The 19,544-nt window shown below is 71.4% G+C and carries 19 protein-coding genes; 13 read left to right on the top strand and 6 right to left on the bottom strand.

Annotation, left to right across the window (positions count from 1 at the left end; genetic code table 11):
- Position 1: 1 nt before the first annotated feature.
- Positions 2-442, bottom strand: a complete 441-nt coding sequence (gene dtd, locus ACW7G5_RS11010; RefSeq protein WP_457004466.1) for a D-aminoacyl-tRNA deacylase — start codon at positions 440-442, stop codon at positions 2-4.
- Between the two features lie 46 nt (positions 443-488).
- Between dtd and ACW7G5_RS11005 the strand changes: the two genes are divergently transcribed.
- Genes ACW7G5_RS11005 through ACW7G5_RS10995 form a run of 3 tightly spaced genes read left to right on the top strand, consistent with a single transcriptional unit; the run spans position 489 to position 3,452 of the window.
- Positions 489-1,415 (top strand): lauroyl acyltransferase, encoded by a 927-nt coding sequence (locus tag ACW7G5_RS11005; RefSeq protein WP_457004464.1) that lies wholly within the window; start codon positions 489-491, stop codon positions 1,413-1,415.
- The gene (locus tag ACW7G5_RS11000; protein WP_457004462.1) at positions 1,412-1,942 is read left to right on the top strand and encodes a PH domain-containing protein; all 531 of its coding nucleotides are present in this window, start codon (positions 1,412-1,414) and stop codon (positions 1,940-1,942) included. The genes ACW7G5_RS11005 and ACW7G5_RS11000 overlap by 4 nt, the downstream gene beginning before the upstream one ends.
- The gene (locus ACW7G5_RS10995) at positions 1,926-3,452 is read left to right on the top strand and encodes a PH domain-containing protein (protein ID WP_457004460.1); all 1,527 of its coding nucleotides are present in this window, start codon (positions 1,926-1,928) and stop codon (positions 3,450-3,452) included. The genes ACW7G5_RS11000 and ACW7G5_RS10995 overlap by 17 nt, the downstream gene beginning before the upstream one ends.
- Here the strand turns inward: ACW7G5_RS10995 and ACW7G5_RS10990 are convergent.
- Together ACW7G5_RS10990 and ACW7G5_RS10985 are read right to left on the bottom strand one after the other, a co-directional pair.
- The gene (locus ACW7G5_RS10990; protein WP_457004458.1) at positions 3,376-4,329 is read right to left on the bottom strand and encodes a glycosyltransferase family 2 protein; all 954 of its coding nucleotides are present in this window, start codon (positions 4,327-4,329) and stop codon (positions 3,376-3,378) included. The genes ACW7G5_RS10995 and ACW7G5_RS10990 overlap by 77 nt on opposite strands.
- Positions 4,330-4,434: 105 nt before the next feature.
- The gene (locus ACW7G5_RS10985) at positions 4,435-5,499 is read right to left on the bottom strand and encodes a CDP-glycerol glycerophosphotransferase family protein (protein ID WP_457004750.1); all 1,065 of its coding nucleotides are present in this window, start codon (positions 5,497-5,499) and stop codon (positions 4,435-4,437) included.
- Between ACW7G5_RS10985 and ACW7G5_RS10980 the strand changes: the two genes are divergently transcribed.
- From ACW7G5_RS10980 to ACW7G5_RS10970, 3 genes are all read left to right on the top strand, one after another.
- A complete protein-coding gene (locus tag ACW7G5_RS10980) occupies positions 5,495-6,310 on the top strand; it encodes a glycosyltransferase family 2 protein (RefSeq protein ID WP_457004748.1) in 816 nt (271 codons plus the stop codon). The two genes, ACW7G5_RS10985 and ACW7G5_RS10980, sit on opposite strands and share 5 nt — an antisense overlap.
- Positions 6,311-6,321: 11 nt before the next feature.
- Entirely contained in the window at positions 6,322-8,256 is a 1,935-nt protein-coding gene (gene asnB / locus ACW7G5_RS10975) for an asparagine synthase (glutamine-hydrolyzing) (protein WP_457004456.1), read from the top strand.
- 87 nt (positions 8,257-8,343) lie between these two features.
- A complete protein-coding gene (locus ACW7G5_RS10970) occupies positions 8,344-9,273 on the top strand; it encodes a glycosyltransferase family 2 protein (RefSeq protein WP_457004454.1) in 930 nt (309 codons plus the stop codon).
- Here ACW7G5_RS10970 and rsmB read toward each other — a convergent pair.
- Positions 9,270-10,589, bottom strand: coding sequence for a 16S rRNA (cytosine(967)-C(5))-methyltransferase RsmB (gene rsmB, locus ACW7G5_RS10965; RefSeq protein WP_457004452.1), 1,320 nt, complete (start codon positions 10,587-10,589; stop codon positions 9,270-9,272). The genes ACW7G5_RS10970 and rsmB overlap by 4 nt on opposite strands.
- A gap of 82 nt (positions 10,590-10,671) precedes the next feature.
- Here rsmB and ACW7G5_RS10960 point away from each other — a divergent pair, with 82 nt between their 5' ends.
- Positions 10,672-11,427, top strand: coding sequence for a class I SAM-dependent methyltransferase (locus ACW7G5_RS10960; protein ID WP_457004450.1), 756 nt, complete (start codon positions 10,672-10,674; stop codon positions 11,425-11,427).
- On the opposite strand, the gene fmt is transcribed toward ACW7G5_RS10960, so the two are convergent.
- Positions 11,424-12,350, bottom strand: coding sequence for a methionyl-tRNA formyltransferase (gene fmt, locus ACW7G5_RS10955; RefSeq protein WP_457004448.1), 927 nt, complete (start codon positions 12,348-12,350; stop codon positions 11,424-11,426). The genes ACW7G5_RS10960 and fmt overlap by 4 nt on opposite strands.
- A 24-nt stretch (positions 12,351-12,374) precedes the next feature.
- Positions 12,375-12,890, bottom strand: a complete 516-nt coding sequence (gene def / locus ACW7G5_RS10950) for a peptide deformylase (RefSeq protein ID WP_457004446.1) — start codon at positions 12,888-12,890, stop codon at positions 12,375-12,377.
- A gap of 198 nt (positions 12,891-13,088) precedes the next feature.
- Between def and ACW7G5_RS10945 the strand changes: the two genes are divergently transcribed.
- The 6 genes from ACW7G5_RS10945 (at position 13,089) to ACW7G5_RS10920 (ending at position 19,515) form a co-directional block, all read left to right on the top strand.
- Positions 13,089-14,210, top strand: a complete 1,122-nt coding sequence (locus ACW7G5_RS10945) for a LysM peptidoglycan-binding domain-containing protein (protein WP_457004444.1) — start codon at positions 13,089-13,091, stop codon at positions 14,208-14,210.
- A 74-nt stretch (positions 14,211-14,284) separates the two neighbouring features.
- Positions 14,285-15,433: a DNA-processing protein DprA gene (gene dprA, locus ACW7G5_RS10940; RefSeq protein ID WP_457004442.1), complete on the top strand. Its 1,149-nt coding sequence runs from the start codon at positions 14,285-14,287 to the stop codon at positions 15,431-15,433.
- 27 nt (positions 15,434-15,460) lie between these two features.
- The gene (locus tag ACW7G5_RS10935; protein WP_457004441.1) at positions 15,461-15,934 is read left to right on the top strand and encodes a DUF494 family protein; all 474 of its coding nucleotides are present in this window, start codon (positions 15,461-15,463) and stop codon (positions 15,932-15,934) included.
- A 135-nt stretch (positions 15,935-16,069) separates the two neighbouring features.
- A complete protein-coding gene (locus ACW7G5_RS10930) occupies positions 16,070-16,255 on the top strand; it encodes a pilin (RefSeq protein WP_457004440.1) in 186 nt (61 codons plus the stop codon).
- Positions 16,256-16,412: 157 nt separating this feature from the next.
- Positions 16,413-18,947, top strand: a complete 2,535-nt coding sequence (locus ACW7G5_RS10925) for a DNA topoisomerase I (protein ID WP_457004438.1) — start codon at positions 16,413-16,415, stop codon at positions 18,945-18,947.
- 7 nt (positions 18,948-18,954) lie between these two features.
- On the top strand, positions 18,955-19,515 hold the full coding sequence (locus tag ACW7G5_RS10920; RefSeq protein ID WP_457004437.1) for a Sua5/YciO/YrdC/YwlC family protein: 561 nt from the start codon (positions 18,955-18,957) through the stop codon (positions 19,513-19,515).
- Positions 19,516-19,544: the final 29 nt, after the last annotated feature.

Genomic DNA, 19,544 nt, shown 5'->3' with positions numbered 1-19,544 from the left:
CTCATGACCGCAGCAGGAAGGTGGTTGGCCCGTCATTGACCAGGCTTACCGTCATATGGGCCCCGAAGCGGCCACTTTCCACCCCCCCGGCATGAAGTCGGCGGCATTCCCCCACCAGGGCGCTGAACGTCGGTTCAGCTTCGGCCGGCGCGGCGGCGGTGCTGAAGCCCGGCCTGAGCCCGGAGCGGGTGTCGGCGACCAGGGTGAACTGGCTGACCAGGAGCAGCCCGCCGCAGGTATCTGCCAACGAACGGTTCATGCGCCCGGCCTCGTCGCCGAAGACCCGATAGGCGAGCAGGCGCGGCGCCATCTTCGCGATCTGCACTGCGCCGTCTCCGGGCTCGATCCCCGCCAGCACCAGCAGGCCCGGGCCGATGGCACCGACCTCTTCGCCGTCCACCTCGACGCTGGCCCGTGTCACGCGTTGCAGGAGCAGGAGCATCGATGGGCATCCTCGTGATGGCGGGTCCGACGGATAGACTCTAGCGATGACCGAGCTGCCCGCAAGCCTGCTGCACGCCGCCGCTTCCGCCATCGGGCGTTTGCCCTGGGGCGCGCAACGCGCGCTGGGCGACGCGCTGGGCTGGCTGGCGCGCACGCTGCGTACGCGCGAGAGCGTGGTGGCGCTGCGCAACCTGGAGCTGGCGATGCCCGCCCTCGCTGCCGCCGAGCGCGAACGGCTGCACCACGACGTGATGCGCACCACCGGCCGGCAGATGATCGAAACCCTGCGCCTGTGGACCCGGCCGCACGCGGAAAACCTGTCGCTGATCCGCGAGTCGCACGGCGAGGCGCTGTTCGATGCCGCGATGGCCGCCGGCCGCGGGGTGATCGTGGCCGCGCCGCACCACGGCAACTGGGAGCTGCTCAACCAGTGGCTGGCCGCGCGCACGCCGCTGGCAATCCTGTACAAGCCGCCGGAGTCGGCGATCGGCGAGGCCTTCCTGCGCCGCGTGCGCGCCGACACCGACGCCGGCCGCATCACCCAGGTCCGCGCCGAGGGCCCGGGCATCCGCCAGCTGTACAAGACGCTCAAGGATGGCGGCGTGGTCGGGATCCTGCCCGACCAGCAGCCCAAGGCCGGCGACGGCGCGTTTGCGCCCTTCTTCGGCATGGAGGCGCTGACGATGACCCTGCTCTCGCGCCTGGCCGAACGCAGCGGTGCGACCGTGCTGTTCGCCTGCTGCGAGCGCCTGGAAGGCCGCGACCTGGCCTATGCGCTGCGCATCGACCCGGCACCGGCGGGCATCCATGACCGTGACACCACGGCATCGGTCGCCGCGCTCAACGCCGGCGTCGAACACATGGCGCGGCGCGCGCCGGCGCAGTACCAGTGGACCTACAAGCGCTACAAGCTGCGCCCGCCCGGCAGCAACGAACCCAATCCCTATCGCGACCTGGAACGCCGGCGATGAGCGAACCCTTCGTGCCGGCACCGCCCGGCGACGCCGCAGCGGTCCCGGCCCGCAACGGCTGGCAGCCGCTGCCGCCGCGCGCGCGCACCCTTTTCCTGCTCGCCCACGGCGCCGGCTGGGGCGGCCTGGCGCTGGCCAGCCTGGTACCGATCGGACTGCTGTTGCCCAAGCCGCTGCCGGCGTTCGCGGTCGCGCTGGCAAGCCTGCTGCTGCTCCCGGCCTGGGGCCTGTGGCTGGCTGCCCGGCGCTATCGCCACACGCGCTGGCTGCTCGACAACACCGGCCTCGGCTATCGCCGCGGACGCATGTGGCAGGTCGAGACCCGCGTTCCGCGAACGCGCGTGCAACACGTCGACCTCAAGCACGGGCCGCTGGAGCGGCGCTTCCGGCTTGCCACCCTGGTGGTCCACACCGCCGGCACCCGCGACAGCGCGGTCGCGGTGGCCGGCCTTGATGCCGACGATGCCGCAAGGCTGCGCGACCTGCTGGCGCAGCAGGTGGACGAGGACGATGCCGGCAACGCCTGAACCCCACGCGCCGGCGAATGGCGACGAACGCCGCCTGCACCCCTGGTCCTGGCTGTTCGTGCTGCTGCAGCAGTTGCGCCAGTTCATCGTGCCGCTGCTGGTGCTGGTGTTCCTCGGCCGCGGCGATCGCTATGCGCTCTGGCCCCTGGCCGGCGTGGCGGTGCTCGCGGCCGCCTCGGTCTGGCGCTACTTCACCTACCGCTACCGTGTCGATGGCGACCGCCTGGTCGTGCGCGAAGGCTTGCTGGAGCGGCAGGTCCGGCAAATCCCGTTCGCGCGGATCCACAACGTGGCGCTGCACCAGACGCTGCTGCACCGCGTGTTCGGGGTCGCCGAGGTGCGGCTGGAATCAGCGGGCGGAAACAAGCCCGAGGCCGAGATGCGCGTACTGCGCATGGAGGATGCGCTGGCGCTGGAACGGCTGATCCGCACCCACGGTGCGGTCGCCGCGGATGCCGATCCCGATGCGCCTGCAGGCGAAGGTGCGGCCGGCCACGGCGACGGCTGGCTGCTGCTCTCGCTCCAGGGCGCCGAACTCGTGCGCCTGGGGCTGGTCAGCAACCGCGGCATGGTGGTGGTCGCCGGCGCCTTCGCGGTGTCCTGGCAGGTGCTGCCCGACCACATGCTCGCGAGCGTGGTCCGCGACGCCGCGGACAGGGTGTTCGGCTACGCCAGCGGCTTCGCCGACGGCATGCTGGCGCGTGCGGCGGCGGTGGCCCTTGTGATACTCGTGGCGCTTGCCCTGTTGCGCGTGCTTTCGGTGGCACTCGCGCTGCTCCAGTACCACGGCTTCCGGCTGCTGCTCCAGGGCCGGCGCCTGACCGTCGAGCGCGGCCTGCTCACCCGCCTGCGCACCAGCGCCCCGCGGCGGCGCATCCAGTCCTGGTCCCTGCGCGAGGGCCTGCTCCACCGCCTGTTGCGGCGTCGTTCGCTGCACGTCGACACCGTCGCCAGCGCCGGTGAGGGCGGCGAACAGCGCGGCCTGCGCGAACTGGCCCCGATCGCCACCCCGGAGGCCTGCGACGCGCTGGTGCGCGAGGTGCTCGCGGGCGCTCCCGCCTGGCCACCTGCGGGATGGAGGCGCGTGCACCCACGCGCATGGCAGCGGCTGGCGCTGCCCGGACTGATGCTTGCCGGGATGGGGGCCGTGGGCGCCTGCTGGTATTTCGGACCAGTGGGCCTGCTGGCCCTGGCCTGGGCGCCGTGGGCCGTCCACGCGGCGCGCCAGAACGCGCAGCGCGCGGGCTACGCGCTCGACGCGCGCATGGTGGCCGCGCGCTGGGGCTGGTGGTCGCGACAGTGGCGCTTCGCCGAGATCGACAAGCTGCAGGCCCTGCGCCTGGAGCAGTCCCCGCTGGACCGCTGGTTCGGCATGGCGACGCTGTCGCTCGACACCGCCGGCGCCCGGCCCACGACCCTGCTGCGCCTGCGCTTCATGCCGGAGGTCGAGGCCCGTGCTCTGCACGGCCGGCTTGCGGCAGAGCTGTCACGACTTCCATTGCGCTGGTGACGGCCGACAGCGGAAGCGCGGCAGGCCGCGCGGAGTCGGCCGGGGCCATGGCCGGACCCGGCCGGATCCCGAAATCGGTCCACGCCCGCCCGTGGCGCCGGGTCTCCGCACGCAGTGCGCGGTTGAAGGCGATGCCCTCCGGGGTCACGTAGCCACGCGGGTGTTCGAGGTGGACGGCGATCGCCCGGTGGCGGATGCGCTTGCCGCGGATACCGGCGTTTTCGAGCCGCTCGCCGAACTCGCGATCCTCGCCGCCGTAACGCATGCGCTGGTCGAAGCCATTCACCGACAGCACGTCCAGGGTCCAGCCCGAAGCGTTGTGACCGTTCCAGCTCGCGCGCGCGGTGCTGACCGCGTCGAGCAGGCGCGCGGCGGTCGGGCCGGCAGTGAGCTTGCGGTCGCGAAGCGTGCGCGGCATGCCCCGGGCATGCAGCCAGCGCGCATCGAAGCAGCGCTGGTCGCGGATGTCGTCGGCGGTGATCGCGTGGCTCGTCGTCATCGGAAGCTTGTGGTAACCACCTGAAAGGAAGCGACCCGGCGCGCGTTCCCGCAGGTGCGTGGACACAAAGTCCGCGCGCGGGATGCAGTCACCATCGGTGAACAACAGGTAGTCCGAGCGCGCCGCGGCGATGGCCATGTTCAGCGCCTCGCACTTGCGGAAGCCGTCGTCAGGCTGCCAGAGGTGGCGCACCGGCATCGGCAACAGCGGGCGCAGCGCCAGCACGCGTTCGCGGGTGCGATCGTCGCTGCCGTCGTCGGCGACCAGCACTTCGAAATCGGCGCGATCCTGGGCTGCGAAGCCGAACAGCACCTTCTCCAGCCAGTCCGGCTGGTTGTAGGTGGTGAAGATGACGCTCGCGGCGATCGCACGATTCATTGCAACATCATCACAGAGCTTGGTGGCGTCGAACATACGCCCGGGTGACAGTCCGATTGCAATGTCGGGCGGCAACGCCCAGCCGATGCCGACGGGAGTGCGAGCTCAACGCGCTGCCGGCCCCCAGTACCCGAGCTCCCTGCGAATCTGCAAGCCGCGGTACGCGGCGGTAAGCGGGCGCCTGCGCAAACGCCCCATGGTGCCAGCCAGCACTGCATCGGTCGCCGCGATGACACGCTGCGACGAGCGGCCGTCCCTGAACGGGTGGATCCGGTCCGCATAGGCCGCCAGCGCGTCCTGCAGCTCCGGCGTGGGCGCGAAGGCCCGCGCAAGCAGCGCAGGCAGCGCCGCCGGGTCGTCGAAGTCGAGCATGTGCGGCTTCGGCGCGCGGTTGCGGAAGGTCACCACCGGCTTGCGCTGGACCACGAACTCGCTGACCACCGAGGTGGTGTCGGCCAACAACACGTCGGCCGCGCGTTCGGCGCTGACCAGCTGCTCGGTCTCGACGAAGGCGGCGTTGGCGCCCGCCAGGGCGCGATAGCGCTCGACCAGCCCGGGCGGGCACTTCGGATGCAGGGTCAGCAGCCAGTACCGCTCGCCCGAGGCGACCTGCGCTGCGATCGCTTCGTAGAGGTGCGGCGCGGCGCTCAGGCGCTCGGTGAAGGTGGAGGCGAACATCACGATCCCGCGTCCGCCGGATTGCGCCCGCAGCTGCGCCGCCAGCGGATCCTCCGGCGTGAACAGCGGGTCGAGCTTGGGCCAGCCGGTTTCGACCACCCTGAAATGGCCTGCCCGCTCCGCCAGCGCCTGGAAGGGCACGGTCGTGGCCGGCCCCTGGGTGCAGTACAGGTCGAACAGGCCGCGCAGCCGGAAATGGCCGCGGGCATCGTCGCGCTTCTCGACGTTGAAGCCGTGGAACAGCTGTACCTTGGCGCCGGCCAGGAACGGGGGGACCCAGTTGGCGGCGCTGAACACCGCGCGCGGACGCAGGCGCACCGCGTCGCGCGCGCTGCCGACCATGTGCACCGGCGCCGGCAGGCGCGATTCCGCGGCGCCATCCACCAGCCAGGCATGCACTGCGTGCCCGGCACCTTGCAGGGCATCGGCCAGCGGCTGCAGGATGGGCAGCCCGTAGCGCTCGGTCGCGAACAACAGGTAGTCCGCCATCAACACCTCCTCGAGCCAAGACCCTGCCGTTACGGCCTGCATTATCGCGTTCAACGAAGCCGACCGGATCGGCGACTGCCTCGCGTCGCTCGCATTCTGCGACGAGATCGTGGTCGTGGACTCGTTTTCCACCGACGCCACCGCCGACATCGCCCGCGCGGCCGGCGCGCGCGTGCTGCAGCGCCGCTTCGATGGTTTCCGCAGCCAGAAGGCGTTCGCGGTCGAACAGGCCAGCCATGACTGGGTGCTGTGCCTGGACGCGGACGAGCGCGTGGGCGACGAGCTGCGCGGATCGATCCAGGCCGCGCGCGCCGCTGGCCATGGCGACGCCGTCGGCTATCGCTTCGCGCGCCTGGACAACTACTTTGGCCGGTTCCTGCGCCATGGCAACGCCTACCCGGACCGCGTGCTGCGGATGTTCGACCGCCGCCGCGGCGGCTGGCGCGGCACCCGCGAGGTGCACGAGGCGGCCAGCGTCGACGGCCGGGTCCATACCCTGGCCGGCGACCTCATCCACTATCCCTACCGGTCGCTGGAGCAGCAGCTCGCCAAGACCGGCCGCTATGCGCGGATGATGGCCGAACACGATTTCGCCCGCGGCAAGCGCGCGTCGCTGGCAAGGCTGGTGCTATCGCCGGGGTGGCGCTTCCTGCGCGGCTACGTGCTGCGCGGCGGCTTCCTGGACGGCTGGCATGGCCTGGTCTACGCCTATGTGCGGGCCAACTACGTCCGCCAGAAAACGATCATGCTGTGGCTGCTGCAGACCGGGCAGCCGGTGGCGACACCGCCGCGCCCCGACGCACCACACGACTGAGGCGAAGAACGATGTGCGGAATCGCAGGCGCTTGGGCGCCCCGTCCGGAGGACCCCGGCGTGCTCCAGGCGCTGGGCACGGCCATGGGAGCCGCCATCGCACATCGCGGCCCCGACGACGCCGGGACGTGGGTTGACCCGCTGGCAGGACTGGTGCTGTCGCATCGCCGCCTTTCGATCATCGACCTGGGCCCCGGGGGACACCAGCCGATGGCCTCGGCCGACGGCCGCTGGCAGCTGTCCTATAACGGCGAGGTCTATGACCACGCTGCTCTGCGTGCCGAACTGGCGGCGCTTGGTGTCGGCTTCCGCGGCCATTCCGACACCGAGGTGCTGCTGGAAGCGATCGCCCGCTGGGGCGTGGAGGCGGCGATGGCGCGTACCAACGGCATGTTCGCCTTCGCGGCCTGGGACACGCAGGCGCGCGAGCTGTGGCTGGCGCGCGACCGCGTCGGCAAGAAGCCCTTGTATTACGGCTGGTCGGGCGACGGCAGCCTCGTCTTCGGCAGCGAGCTGGCCGCGCTGCGCGCCCACCCGGCGCTGTCCGCCGAGGTCGATCCCGACGCGCTGGCGCTGCTGTTGCGCTTCGACTACATCCCGGCGCCGCACGCGATCCTGCGCGGCGTGCACAAGCTCGCCGCCGGCCGCCTGCTGCGCATCGACGGCGCGCGCCTCCGGGCCGGCGCCGCCGGCCACGATCCGGCACGCGACCAGCAGGCCTGGTGGAACGCCCGCGAGCGCCAGGAAGCCGCGATAAGCCGTGGCTTCGACGGCGACGAAGCCGCCGCGACCGACGCCCTGGACGCCCTGCTGCGCGACGCGACGGCGCTGCGCATGGAGGCCGACGTGCCGCTGGGGGCGTTCCTCTCCGGCGGTACCGACTCGGCGCTTGTCACCTCGCTGATGCAGGCACAGTCGATGCGCCCGGTGCGCACCTTCTCGATCGGGTTCGATAACGCCGTCCACGACGAAAGCGCGCATGCCGCGGCCGTCGCCAGCCACCTCGGCACCGAGCACACCGCGCTGCACGTGGACGGCCGCGCCGCGCTCGACCTGGTGCCGTCGATGCCGCGGGTGTTCGATGAACCCTTCGCCGATTCCTCGCAGCTGCCGACGGCACTGCTGTGCGGCCTGACCCGCCGCCACGTCACCGTCGCGCTGTCCGGCGATGGCGGCGACGAACTGTTCTTCGGCTACGGCCGCTACGCGCGCGCGCTGCGCAACCAGCGCATGGCCGCGCGGATCCCCGCGCCGCTGCGCGCCCTGCTTGGCGATGATCGCGGCGAGGCCGCCCGCCTGGGCGGCGTGGCGGCGCTGCGCGCCGCGCTGGCGGCCACCGGCGTGCAGGACACCGCGCGCCAGCGCGTGCAGCGCTGGCGCAATCCAGAAGCCGTGGTGCCGGGTTCGCGCCGCCTGGCCACAGCCTATGACGACCCCGCGGCCCTGCCCCGCAACGGCACCCCGGGCGACGCGCTGATGGCGCTCGACTTCGCCTGCTACCTGCCCGAGGACGTCCTCACCAAGGTCGACCGCGCGAGCATGGCCGTGTCGCTGGAGGCGCGCGCGCCGCTGCTGGACTGGCGGGTGGCCGAATTCGCCTGGTCGCTGCCGCTGGACATGAAATGGCGCGACGGCCGGCTCAAGCACCTCCCCAGGCGACTGCTGGGCCGCTATCTGCCGGACGAGCTGGTGCAGCGCCCGAAGTCGGGCTTCGGCGCCCCGGTGGGCGACTGGCTGCGGGGCCCGCTGCGCGAGTGGAGCGAGGCCCAGCTCGACGAACGCCGGCTGCGCGAGGAAGGGCACTTCGATCCGGCGCCGGTGCGCGCGCTGTGGAATGCGTTCCAGGCCGGCGAGCGCAAATGGCACACCCATCTCTGGGGCGTCCTGATGTTCCAGGCCTGGCTTGAACACGGCAGCGGCCCAGTAGCGCCGTTGACACGGGCTTAACGTCCGGACAAACACGATCGCGCGCTGATCGCGTCATCTGCAGGGGGCAGGCGACGAGGCGACCTCATCCATACCCACACGGCCTGCATGCCCCTACGCATCCCCCTCTCGCCCTCGCGCACCCATCATGCGCCTCCCGCGTCCATCAGCCTGCTGGTGACGACCTACAACTGGAAGCAGGCCCTGCAGCGCGTGCTGGAAAGCGCGGCGCGGCAGACCCGCCTTCCGGACGAGGTGATCGTCGCCGACGACGGCTCCCGCAGCGACACCGCGGACCTCGTGGCGTCGCTCGCGCGCACCTGTCCGGTGCCGCTGCGCCACGTCTGGCAACCCGACAGGGGCTTCCGCGTGGGCCGGGCGCGCAACCTGGCGATCGCCGCGGCCTGCGGCGACTACGTGCTCCTGCTCGACGGCGACATGGTGCTCGAGCGCCACTTCATCGCCGACCATGTCCGCGCCGCCCGCCGCGGGAGCTTCATCCAGGGCTCGCGCGTCCTGACCGGCCCCTGCTTCCGCGAACGCATGCTCGCGGATCCAGGCGAGAGGCCAACACCGTTCGCGCGCGACGTGTCCCGGCGCCGCAACGCGCTGCGCTCGCTGCTGCTGTCCGGCGCGTGGCTGGCCGCCAACCGCACGACCGCGCCGCGCACCATCAAGACCTGCAACCAGGGCTGGTGGCGCGACGACCTGGTGCGCCTCAACGGCTTCGACGAGCGCATGGAGGGCTGGGGCCGCGAGGACGTGGAGCTGGCCTGGCGCGCGCACAACGACGGCATCCAGTGCAGGCAGCTGCGCTTCGCGGGAGTCGCCTACCACTTGCACCACCAGGAACGGCACGAGGACGGCGCCAGCCCCAACGACCGCTACGTCGCCGAAACCCGGCGGCACCGGCTGACGCGCTGCGAGCTCGGCCTGGACGCACACCTCGCCGCAGCCGCCCTGAACCCGCGACAGGAACTGCGTACGCCTGCAAAGGCACGATGCGCGGGTGCGGGTGCGGGTGCGGCCGCGGCCTAGGGCACGGCCACCCTGCGCAGGCGCGCGACGTAGAAACCGTCCATCCCGCCCTCGCCGGGCAGGCGCTGCCGGCCGGCGCCGCTTTCGCGGCCGGAACGCGCGTCCAGCGGTTCGGCCGCGGCATCCGCATGGCGGGCGAGGAAGCCATCGATCTGGTCCGCGTTCTCCGCGGCCAGGATCGAGCAGGTGGCGTAAAGCAGCGCCCCGCCGGGGCGCAGCATCGTCCAGGCCGCATCGAGCAGCCTGGCCTGCAGCGCCACCAGGGCGTCGACGTCGGCGGCGCGGCGGTGCAGCAGCACGTCGGGCTGGCGGCGGACGATGCCGGTGGCCGAGCAGGGTGCGTCGACCAGGATGGCGTCGAAGGGCTCCCCGTCCCACCACGCGGCGGGGTCGGTGGCGTCGGCCACGCGCGTCGCGGCGGCGGGATCGATGCCTTCGCCCAGACCCAGCCGGCGCCAGGTGTCACGCACCCGCGCCAGGCGCCGGGCGTCGACGTCGATGGCCAGCAGGCGCTGCGTGGGATCGCGCTCGAGCAGGTGCGCGGACTTGCCGCCGGGCGCGGCGCAGGCGTCGAGAACGCGCGCGCCGGGCGCCGGTGCCAGGGCGTCGGCCACGGCCTGGGCGGCACCGTCCTGCACCGAGGCGTCGCCATCGGCGAACCCCGGCAGCGCGCCCACGGCGATGGACTGGGGCAGCCGCAGGGCGTCATCCAGCGTCGCCTCGGCCACGGCATCGATGCCGGCCTCGTGCAGGCGGGCGAGGTAGGCGTCGCGCGTCCCGCGGCGGCGGTTCACCCGCAGCCAGGTCGGCGCCGGCTGCGCGCTGGCCGCGAAGATGGCGTCCGCATCGTCCGGCCAGTCGGCGCGGATGCGGTCGCGCAGCCAGCCCGGCCAGGCATCGACCGGAGCGGCGGCGGGCAGGCCGTCGCGCTGCGCTCGGCGCAGCAGGGCATTGACCAGCTTCGCCTGGTGCGCGCGGCCGATGCCGCGGGCGGCGTCGACGGTTTCGGCCACGGCGGCGTGCGGTGCCAGGCCCAGCGGGTCGAGCTGGGCGAAGCCGGCGTGCAGCAGCGCGCGCAGGTCTCCATCGCGGCGGCCGGGCGGCTTCGCCATCCACGCCGACAGTGCGGCATCGGCGCGCGCGTGCTGGCGCAGGGCGGCGAAGCAGATCGCCTCCACCAGCGCCCGGTCGCGCACGTCGTCGAGCGAATCGAGGTGCGCGGCGAGCTCGGCGCGCAGCGAATGTCCGCGGTGCAGCACCGCGTCGAGGATGCGCGCGGCCACCACGCGCGGCAGGCTGCCGGATGAAGTCTTCATCCCGGCATTGTCGCGCGATGCGGCGGCCCGGTGCGGGCGGCCATGCCAGACTGGCACGCCCCCGCCCTCGGCCGACCCGCCCATGCCCGACACGCCAGCCCCGCCGCCGGACGCCGCCACCGGCCGCGCCGACAGCTTCCGCACCGGCTTCGACGGCCGCCGCATGCGCGAGTACCGGGGCCTGCCGATCTACGCTGCCCCGGGCCTGCACGAGGCCGCCGCGGCGCTGCTGGGCGCCGCGGTCGCACCCGGTGCGCGGGTGCTGGAGTTCGGCGCCGGCAGCGGCGCGATGTCGCTGCGCCTGGACGACGCCGGCTACCGGGTTACCGCCAGCGACCTGTTCGCGGAGAGCTTCAAGCCCGCGCACGTGCCGTTCGTTGCGGCCGACCTCAACGGCCCGTTCGCGGCGCAGTGGCCGGAGGGCTTCGATGCGGTCATGGCGCTGGAGATCGTCGAGCACCTGGAGAACCCTCGGCACATGCTGCGGCAGATCCGCGAGCTGCTGCCGAAAGGCGGCCGGCTGGTGCTGTCGACGCCGAACATCGCCAACCCGGTCTCGCAGGCGCTGTTCCTGCGCCGCGGCGAGTTCCAGTGGTTCCGGGACGTGGATTACCGCGAGCAGGGCCACATCAGCCCGCAAAGCCCCTGGATGCTGGAAAAGGCCCTCGCGGAGGCCGGCTTCGCGATCCGCGGCGAGCGGGCGGTGTCCAACCCGTTCCGGCGCGTGCGCAAACTGGGCTGGGGCGTGCGCCTGCTGGCGCCGCTTTTCGCACTGCTGGGCGGCCTGCCCCGCGCGCGTCGGGGCGAGGTCTGGCTGGTCGAGGCCGAGGCCGTCTAGGGTCCGGGCGCGACGAGGTCGCGGCGGGCGTTGAGGTAGTCGGCCGCGGCGATCGCCTTGCCGCCGTCGCGCTGCAGCGTGCGGATGCGCAGCGCACCGGTGCCGCAGGCGACATCGATGCCGTCGCGACCGGCGGCCAGCACGGCGCCGGGGGGCGCGCCCGCCGGCGCATCCACGGCGACCGCGGCGTGGATGCGCACGCGCTCACCGGCCAGGGTGGCCTCGGCAACCGGCCAGGGGCTGAAGGCACGGACCTTGCGCGCCAGCGCGTCGGCCGGCTGCGACCAGTCCAGCTTCGCCTCCGCCTTGTCGAGCTTGTGGGCGTAGGTCACGCCCTGCTCGGGCTGCGGCCGCGGCACCGGGCGGATGCCGGCACGCAGCAGGCCGAGGCCGTCGGCCAGCACCTGGGCGCCGAGTTCAGCCAGCCGGTCGTGCAGCTGGCCGCCGGTCTCCTCCGCGCCGATGGCCAGCGACTGCGACAGCAGCACCGGGCCGGTATCCAGGCCCTTCTCCATCTTCATCAGGCAGACGCCGGTCTGTGCGTCGCCGGCCTCGATCGCGCGCTGGATCGGCGCGGCGCCGCGCCAGCGCGGCAGCAGCGAGGCGTGCACGTTCCAGCAGCCGTCTTCGGGGATATCGAGGATCTTCTGTGGCAGCAGCAGGCCGTAGGCCACCACCACCATGAGGTCGGGCCTGAGCGCACGCAGCGCATCACGCGCCACCTGCGTCTTCAGGCTTTCCGGCTGCAGCACGGGGATGCCGCGCGCCAGCGCCTCAAGCTTCACCGGCGAAGCCTGCAGCCCGCGGCCACGCCCCGCGGGGCGGTCCGGCTGGGTATAGACCGCCACCACTTCCGCCTTCGTGCAGGCAGCGCGCAGGGAAGCCACCGCGAACTCCGGCGTGCCCGCGAACACGATCCTCATCGGACGGCGCCCCTGCCGCGGCGATCAGTCGCCATGCCGGCGCAGCTTCTCGTATTTCTTCATCGCGCGGTCGCGCTTGAAGGGCGAGAGATGGTCGATGAACAGCGTGCCGTCCAGGTGGTCGATCTCGTGCTGCACGCAGGTGGCCAGCAGGCCGTCGACGGCCATGGTGAACGGCTTGCCGTGGCGGTCGAGCGCCTCGACTTCGATGCCGTCGGCGCGGGTGACGTCGGCGAAAATGCCCGGGATCGACAGGCAGCCTTCCTGGTGCACGCGCAGTTCGGCCGAACGCTCGCGGATCACCGGGTTGATGAACACCAGCGGCTGGTCGCGGGTATCGGTGACGTCGAGCACCATGAAACGTTCGTGGACGTCGACCTGGGTCGCCGCCAGGCCGATGCCCGGGGCTTCGTACATGGTCTCGAACATGTCGTCGAGCAGGCGCTGGAAGGAAGGATCGGCAATGCCGGCCGCTTCGCGCTCGGCAGCGACCTTGCGCAGGTTCGGATGGGGGTGTTCGAGGATGCTGATCAGAGACATACAGGTGGGCGATAAAGGGAGGCCGCCGTCACAACCGTGCGGCACGGCTTGCAATTGTAGCGCCAGCAGGCTTGCGCCGGATCGGTTCCTGTAGGCATAGTGCGGCCGCTATACGGGGAAATCTCCAAGGGGAGCAAGTAGATGGCCGGCAAGCTTCAGCGCCTTTCTAATGCGCTACGCACGGGTATTGCGGTAGCGATGCTCACGGTGGCTACGTACGCGGCGGCCCAAGGCCTGCGCGGCGACCACCCGGATACTTATGTCGTCCAGCGTGGCGACACGCTGTGGGACATCTCGGGCCGCTTCCTCGAGAAGCCCTGGCTGTGGCCGGAAATCTGGCAGGCCAATCCGCAGATCGCCAATCCGCACCTGATCTATCCGGGTGACGTGATCAGCCTGGCCTACTTGAACCGCGTCAGCGTCAGCGTCACGCCGGGCCCGCGGACCGAGGCCGCGCCGATCAACGCCGTCCCGCTGTCCGAGATCGAGCCCTTCCTCAAGGACCTGAGCGTGGTCGACGCGTTCGACCACATGCCCTACGTGGTCGGCCTTGAAGAGGATCGGATGCGCGCCAGCCGCGGCCAGGTCGTCTACGTGCGCGGGCTTGGCGACGCATCGCCCGGCACCCGCTACGCGGTGCTGCGCCCGACCGTGCGCTACACCCACCTGCTGCGCGCCGGCATGTGCTGCGACACCTTCGGCCGTGACGAGCTCGACGCCACCGGTCGCCGCAGTATCGACTGGGGCCAGTACTGGGCCAACGTGGTCATGCCCGACAAGGGCCAGGAAGTGCTGGGCCACGAGCTGATGCGCGTGACCGCCGGCACCCTGACCCGCGGCGAAGTCGGCGGCATCCAGGCCAGCACCCTGCTGCTCGACGAGGAGGGCCGCGAGGTCCGCATCGGCGACCGCGTGGTTGCGGTGGACGCCCAGCCCTACGACCTGCAGTTCTTCCCGCACCCGCCGGCGGTCCAGACCGACTACGGCAAGGCGCGCGTGCTGGCGGTGACCGACATGCTCACCTCCGGCGGCCCGCGCGACGTTATCGCGCTGTCGGTCGGCGCCCGCGAAGGCGTGGACAACGGCACCGTGTTCTCGATCTGGCGCGAAGGCACCAACACCGTCGACCGCGTCGAGAAGGGCCTGGCCCGCGACGAGGCCACCGTGTTCTTCGAGAACAAGGTGCGCCTGCCCGACGAGTTCGCCGGCCACGTGATGGTGTTCCGCACCTTCGACAAGGTCAGCTACGGCCTGGTCATGGACAGCATCAAGCCCAGCCGCGTCGGCTACCACCTCAAGCATCCGGACGCGACCTACTGAGGCGCGGCCTTCCCTGACCTGTACACGCGACGGCGCCCGAGGGCGCCGTCGTCGTATCCGGGCAAGGCTGGGCCATGGACAGCGAAGACACCCGGGCATTGCTGCGCCTGCTGGCCGCAGGCGGCCGCAGCGCCCCCCGCCGCAGGCTGCTGGAAAGCCACGGCAGCCCCCGCGCGGCGCTAGGCTCCGGGCGCACCGCCTGGCGCGCCGCCGGCCTGGACACCGCCCAGCAGGGCGCCCTCTGCGCCCGCGACGGTGGCGAAGACCTGCTGCAACGCCTGCGTTGGCTCGATGCCGGACCCGGGCGCCGGCTCATCGGCGTGCAGGATCCGGACTATCCACCCCTGCTGCGCCGCCTGGACACCGCGCCGCTGGCGCTCTGGGTCGTGGGCGACGCCAACCTGCTCTGGCATCCGACGGTGGCCGTGGTCGGCAGCCGCGCGGCCAGCGCCGGCGGCCTGAGAAACGCCTACGACTTCGCCCGCGCCTTCGCCACGTCCGGCCTGTCGGTGTGCAGCGGCATGGCCGCCGGCATCGACACCGCCGCCCACGAGGGCGCGCTCGCGGCGCCAGCCGGCCGCACCGTGGCCGTGCTCGGCACCGCCATCGACCAGCCCTACCCGCGGCGCAACGCCGGCCTGTACCGGGACATCGCCCGCACCGGGGCGGTCGTCAGCGAGCTGCCTCCGGGCGCGGCGTACGGGCGCGGCGCGTTCCCCAGTCGCAACCGGATCCTGATGGGCCTCTCGCTCGGCGTGGTGGTGGTCGAGGCGGCCCTGCGTTCGGGAGCCGCCATCACCGCACGGCTGGCCGGAGAGGCCGGGCGCGAGGTGTTCGCCATCCCGGGCTCGATCCACAACCCCAAGGCCCGCGGCTGCCACCGCCTGATCCGCGACGGCGCCGCCCTCGTGGAATCACCGGCCGAAGTGGCGGAAGCACTGGCCCCGCTTGCGATCAGCCTCGGCGACGACTTGCGTGGACGCCTCCGCGTCCCCATTGATGGCGTCGGGAACAACGCCCGGGCGGCCGGCACTGCCGATCCGCCCGCAGGCTCCGACCACCAGCGCTTGTGGCATGCGCTGGGACACGACCCCACCGGTATGGATGAACTGGTCTCGCGCACCGCATTGACGGTTGCGGAGCTAGGAAGCATGCTGCTGCTCATGGAGCTGGAGGGTCGTGTCGCGGTCGAGCATGGCCGGTATTCCCGAAAGTCTCAGTAACGCGCCCCCGGGCGCAGGCCGGGGGTAATGAAAGAGAGCATCCTGGACGTCCTGCTCTACCTGTTCGAACACTATTTCACCGAAGACGCGGACCTCGCCCGCGACCGCGACTCCCTCCAGAGCGGCCTGCTCCAGGCCGGATTCAGCCCCGCGGAAACCAGCAAGGCCTTCGATTGGCTCGATGCGCTCGCCGCCCAGCGGCCCGCGGACGGCCCGTCGCGCGCCAACGGTCCCACGCGCCTGTTCTCGGCCCCGGAAGAGGCCAAGCTGGACGTGGAGTGCCGCGGCTTCCTGATGTTCCTCGAGCAGCACGGCGTGATCGACGCCGACCGCCGCGAACTGGTCGTCGACCGCGCCATGGCCCTCGACCAGGACGAACTCGACCTTGACGACCTCAAGTGGGTCGTCCTGATGGTCCTGTTCAACCAGCCCGGATCCGAAGCCGCCTACGCCTGGATGGAAACCCAGATGTTCGTGGACGAGCCCGAAACGGTGCACTGAGCCCCCCGTCGACGCCACCGACGGGGCGTTTGCATCGCGAAACCGCCACAATGGCGGGGTTCCGGCCGCGAGCCGGCAATCCAGAAGACCACCGCGGCCCACGGCCGCGGCACGATCCTGCCCCGGGGGAAGCAGATGCAAGTCATGACGGTGGACGAAGACGATGACGGCAGCTGCCGCATCGAGCTGGAACTTGGCGGCACCGGCAGCGCGGACATGGACGGGGGCCGGGTCTGGTGGCAGCTGGAGCCCGGCTCCGCCCGGTGGACCTGCTCGTCCAGCATCGACGACCGCTGGCTTCCGCCGGAGTGCCGCGGCTGAACGCATTCGGCCCACGTCGCGCTTGACAGTGCCATCGCGGCCGTGATTCCACTATAAAGAGCAGCATCGAACGCCCGGGGCACCTGTCCCGGGCGTCGGCGTCTACATCACCCCACATCAAGGCGCGGCGCCCGCCGTCCCCGGAACCCCAGCCGCAATGGCCAAAAACCTCCTCATTGTCGAGTCGCCCGCCAAGGCCAAGACGATCAACAAGTACCTCGGCAAGGATTTCCAGGTGCTGGCCTCGTACGGCCACGTCCGCGACCTGGTGCCAAAAGAGGGTGCGGTCGATCCCGAAAACGGCTTCCGGATGCGCTACGACCTGATCGACAAGAACGAGAAGCACGTCGAGGCAATCGCCAAGGCGGCGAAGGCGGCGGACGGCATCTACCTCGCGACCGACCCGGACCGCGAGGGCGAGGCGATCAGCTGGCATATCGCGGAGATCCTGAAGGAACGCGGCCTGCTCGAGGGCAAGGAGCTGCAGCGGGTGGTGTTCACCGAGATCACGCCGCGCGCGATCAAGGAAGCAATGCTGACGCCACGCGCGATCGCCGCCGACCTTGTCGATGCGCAGCAGGCGCGCCGCGCGCTGGACTACCTGGTCGGCTTCAACCTGTCGCCGGTGCTGTGGCGCAAGGTGCAGCGCGGCCTGTCCGCCGGCCGCGTGCAGTCGCCGGCGCTGCGCATGATCGTGGAGCGCGAGGAAGAGATCGAGGCCTTCATCGCCCGCGAGTACTGGTCGATCGAAGCCGAATGCGCGCACCCGACGCAGGCCTTCAGCGCCAAGCTCACCAGGCTCGACGGCAAGAAGTTCGAGCAGTTCACCGTCACCGATGGCGACACCGCCGAAGACGCGCGCAGCCGCATCGTGGCCGCGGCGCAGGGCGCGCTGCACGTCACCGATGTCGCCAGCAAGGAGCGCAAGCGCCGCCCGGCGCCGCCCTTCACCACCTCCACGCTGCAGCAGGAAGCCTCGCGCAAGCTCGGCTTCACCACCCGCCGCACCATGCAGGTGGCGCAGAAGCTGTACGAGGGCGTCGCAATCGGCGAGGAAGGCGCGGTCGGCCTGATCAGCTACATGCGTACCGACTCGGTCAGCCTGTCGGCCGAGGCGCTGGGCGAGATCCGCGACGTGATCGCGCGTGACTTCGGCACCGGTGCGCTGCCCGACAAGCCCAATTTCTACCAGACCAAGGCCAAGAACGCGCAGGAGGCCCACGAGGCCGTGCGCCCGACGTCCGCACTGCGCACGCCGACCCAGGTGGCGCGCTTCCTGTCCGACGACGAACGCCGCCTGTACGAACTGGTCTGGAAGCGCGCGGTGGCCTCGCAGATGGTGCCGGCGATTCTCAACACCGTGTCGGTCGACCTGGCCGCCGGCAGCGAGCACACCTTCCGCGCCAGCGGCACCACCGTGGTCGACCCCGGCTTCCTGGCCGTGTACGAGGAAGGCAAGGACAACAAGGGCAAGGACGACGACGACGAAGGCCGCAAGCTCCCGGCGATGAAGCCCGGCGACCGCGTGCCGCTCGACCGTATCCACGCCGACCAGCACTTCACCCAGCCGCCGCCGCGCTTCACCGAAGCCTCGCTGGTGAAGACGCTGGAGGAGTACGGCATCGGCCGGCCGTCGACCTACGCCTCGATCATCCAGACCCTGCAGTTCCGCAAGTACGTCGAAATGGAAGGCCGCGCCTTCCGCCCCAGCGACGTCGGCCGCGCGGTGTCCAACTTCCTGAGCAGCCACTTCACCCGCTACGTCGACTACGACTTCACCGCGAAGCTTGAGGACGAGCTCGACGCGGTGTCGCGCGGCGAGGAAGAGTGGGTGCCGCTGATGGAGAAGTTCTGGGGTCCGTTCAAGGAACTGGTGGACGAGAAGACCGAGAGCGTCGACCGCAGCCAGGCCACCGGCGCGCGCGAGCTCGGCACCGATCCCAAGACCGGCAAGCCGGTCAGCGTGCGCCTGGGCCGCTACGGACCCTACGCCGCGATCGGCAGCATGGCCGAGGGCGAAGAGGAGAAGCCGCGCTTCGCCTCGCTGCGCCCGGGCCAGAGCATGCACACCATCACGCTCGAGGCCGCGATCGACCTGTTCCGCCTGCCGCGCACCCTCGGCCAGGACAAGGAAGAGGAAGTGAGCGTTGGCGTTGGCCGCTTCGGGCCCTTCGCCAAGCGCGGCAGCGTGTATGCCTCGCTCAAGAAGGAGGACGACCCGTACACGATCGACCTCGCGCGCGCGGTGTTCCTGATCGAGGAAAAGGAAGAGATCGCGCGCAACCGCATCATCAAGGCCTTCCCCGACAGCGACATCCAGGTGCTCAACGGCCGCTACGGGCCCTACATCAGCGACGGCAAGCTCAACGGCAAGATCCCCAAGGATCGCGAGCCCGCTTCGCTGACCTTCGAAGAGGTCGTGACGCTGCTGGAAGAAACCGGCAAGCCCGCGCGTGGCCGCTTCGGCAAGAAGGCCGCTGCGAAGAAGGTGCCGGCGAAGAAGGCTGCGGTGAAGAAGACCACGACGAAGAAGGCCGCCAAGAAGAAGGTCGCGAAGAAGACGACATCCACCGCGGCGAAGAAGGCCACGGCCACGAAGACCGCGGCGAAGAAAACCGTCGCAAAGAAGGCCGTCGCGAAGAAGGCTCCGGCGAAGAAGGCCGCGGCAGCGGACGACGCCGCCCCCTTCTGACCCCGGGATGGACGGGGTGCAGCTGCAGAAGGTCATTGACGCGCTCCGCGAAGGGGCGGTGGTCGCGTACCCCACCGAAGCCGTGTGGGGCCTGGGCTGCGATCCCTTCCACGAAGCCGCGGTGCTGCGCCTGCTGGCGCTCAAGCAGCGCGCCGTGGGCAAAGGCCTGCTGCTGGTCGCGGCGGACGTGGCCCAGTTCGAGGGCCTGGTCGATTGGGGCGCGTTGCCGGCCGCACGCCGCGACGCCGTGCTTGCATCCTGGCCCGGCGCCAACACCTGGGTGCTGCCGGCCACCCCGCGCGTGCCGCGCTGGATCACCGGCGCCCATGACGGCGTTGCGGTGCGGGTCAGCGCGCATCCGCTGGTCGCCGCGCTGTGCCGCGGTTTCGGCGGAGCGCTGGTGTCGACGAGCGCGAACGCCACCGGCCAGCCCCCTGCCCGCAGCGAAGCCGATCTTGCTCCCCCACTGCGCGCCGCCGTCGACGCCGTACTCCCCGGTGCCACCGGCGGCCTGGAGCGTCCGACCCCGATCCGCGACGCCCGGACCGGAGTCGCGCTGCGGGAGTGAGGGCTTTCGTCCCGGTACCGCTGCGCGCA

The organism is Luteimonas sp. A501 (assembly GCF_054052085.1).
The sequence above is the reverse complement of the archived record's forward strand: the minus strand, read 5'-3'. Positions and strand labels throughout refer to the sequence as shown.

What these genes read in the sequence shown, in the direction of transcription:
- rsmB (WP_457004452.1), bottom strand. Translation starts at nt 10,589, where the DNA reads ATGAAGACTTCATCCGGCAGCCTGCCGCGCGTGGTGGCCGCGCGCATC.
- ACW7G5_RS10935 (WP_457004441.1), top strand. Translation starts at nt 15,461, where the DNA reads ATGAAAGAGAGCATCCTGGACGTCCTGCTCTACCTGTTCGAACACTAT.
- ACW7G5_RS10945 (WP_457004444.1), top strand. Translation starts at nt 13,089, where the DNA reads ATGCTCACGGTGGCTACGTACGCGGCGGCCCAAGGCCTGCGCGGCGAC.
- dtd (WP_457004466.1), bottom strand. Translation starts at nt 442, where the DNA reads ATGCTCCTGCTCCTGCAACGCGTGACACGGGCCAGCGTCGAGGTGGAC.
- ACW7G5_RS11005 (WP_457004464.1), top strand. Translation starts at nt 489, where the DNA reads ATGACCGAGCTGCCCGCAAGCCTGCTGCACGCCGCCGCTTCCGCCATC.
- ACW7G5_RS10930 (WP_457004440.1), top strand. Translation starts at nt 16,070, where the DNA reads ATGCAAGTCATGACGGTGGACGAAGACGATGACGGCAGCTGCCGCATC.
- ACW7G5_RS10995 (WP_457004460.1), top strand. Translation starts at nt 1,926, where the DNA reads ATGCCGGCAACGCCTGAACCCCACGCGCCGGCGAATGGCGACGAACGC.
- fmt (WP_457004448.1), bottom strand. Translation starts at nt 12,350, where the DNA reads ATGAGGATCGTGTTCGCGGGCACGCCGGAGTTCGCGGTGGCTTCCCTG.
- ACW7G5_RS10970 (WP_457004454.1), top strand. Translation starts at nt 8,344, where the DNA reads ATGCCCCTACGCATCCCCCTCTCGCCCTCGCGCACCCATCATGCGCCT.
- asnB (WP_457004456.1), top strand. Translation starts at nt 6,322, where the DNA reads ATGTGCGGAATCGCAGGCGCTTGGGCGCCCCGTCCGGAGGACCCCGGC.
- ACW7G5_RS10990 (WP_457004458.1), bottom strand. Translation starts at nt 4,329, where the DNA reads ATGAATCGTGCGATCGCCGCGAGCGTCATCTTCACCACCTACAACCAG.
- ACW7G5_RS10960 (WP_457004450.1), top strand. Translation starts at nt 10,672, where the DNA reads ATGCCCGACACGCCAGCCCCGCCGCCGGACGCCGCCACCGGCCGCGCC.
- ACW7G5_RS11000 (WP_457004462.1), top strand. Translation starts at nt 1,412, where the DNA reads ATGAGCGAACCCTTCGTGCCGGCACCGCCCGGCGACGCCGCAGCGGTC.
- dprA (WP_457004442.1), top strand. Translation starts at nt 14,285, where the DNA reads ATGGACAGCGAAGACACCCGGGCATTGCTGCGCCTGCTGGCCGCAGGC.
- ACW7G5_RS10920 (WP_457004437.1), top strand. Translation starts at nt 18,955, where the DNA reads ATGGACGGGGTGCAGCTGCAGAAGGTCATTGACGCGCTCCGCGAAGGG.
- ACW7G5_RS10925 (WP_457004438.1), top strand. Translation starts at nt 16,413, where the DNA reads ATGGCCAAAAACCTCCTCATTGTCGAGTCGCCCGCCAAGGCCAAGACG.
- def (WP_457004446.1), bottom strand. Translation starts at nt 12,890, where the DNA reads ATGTCTCTGATCAGCATCCTCGAACACCCCCATCCGAACCTGCGCAAG.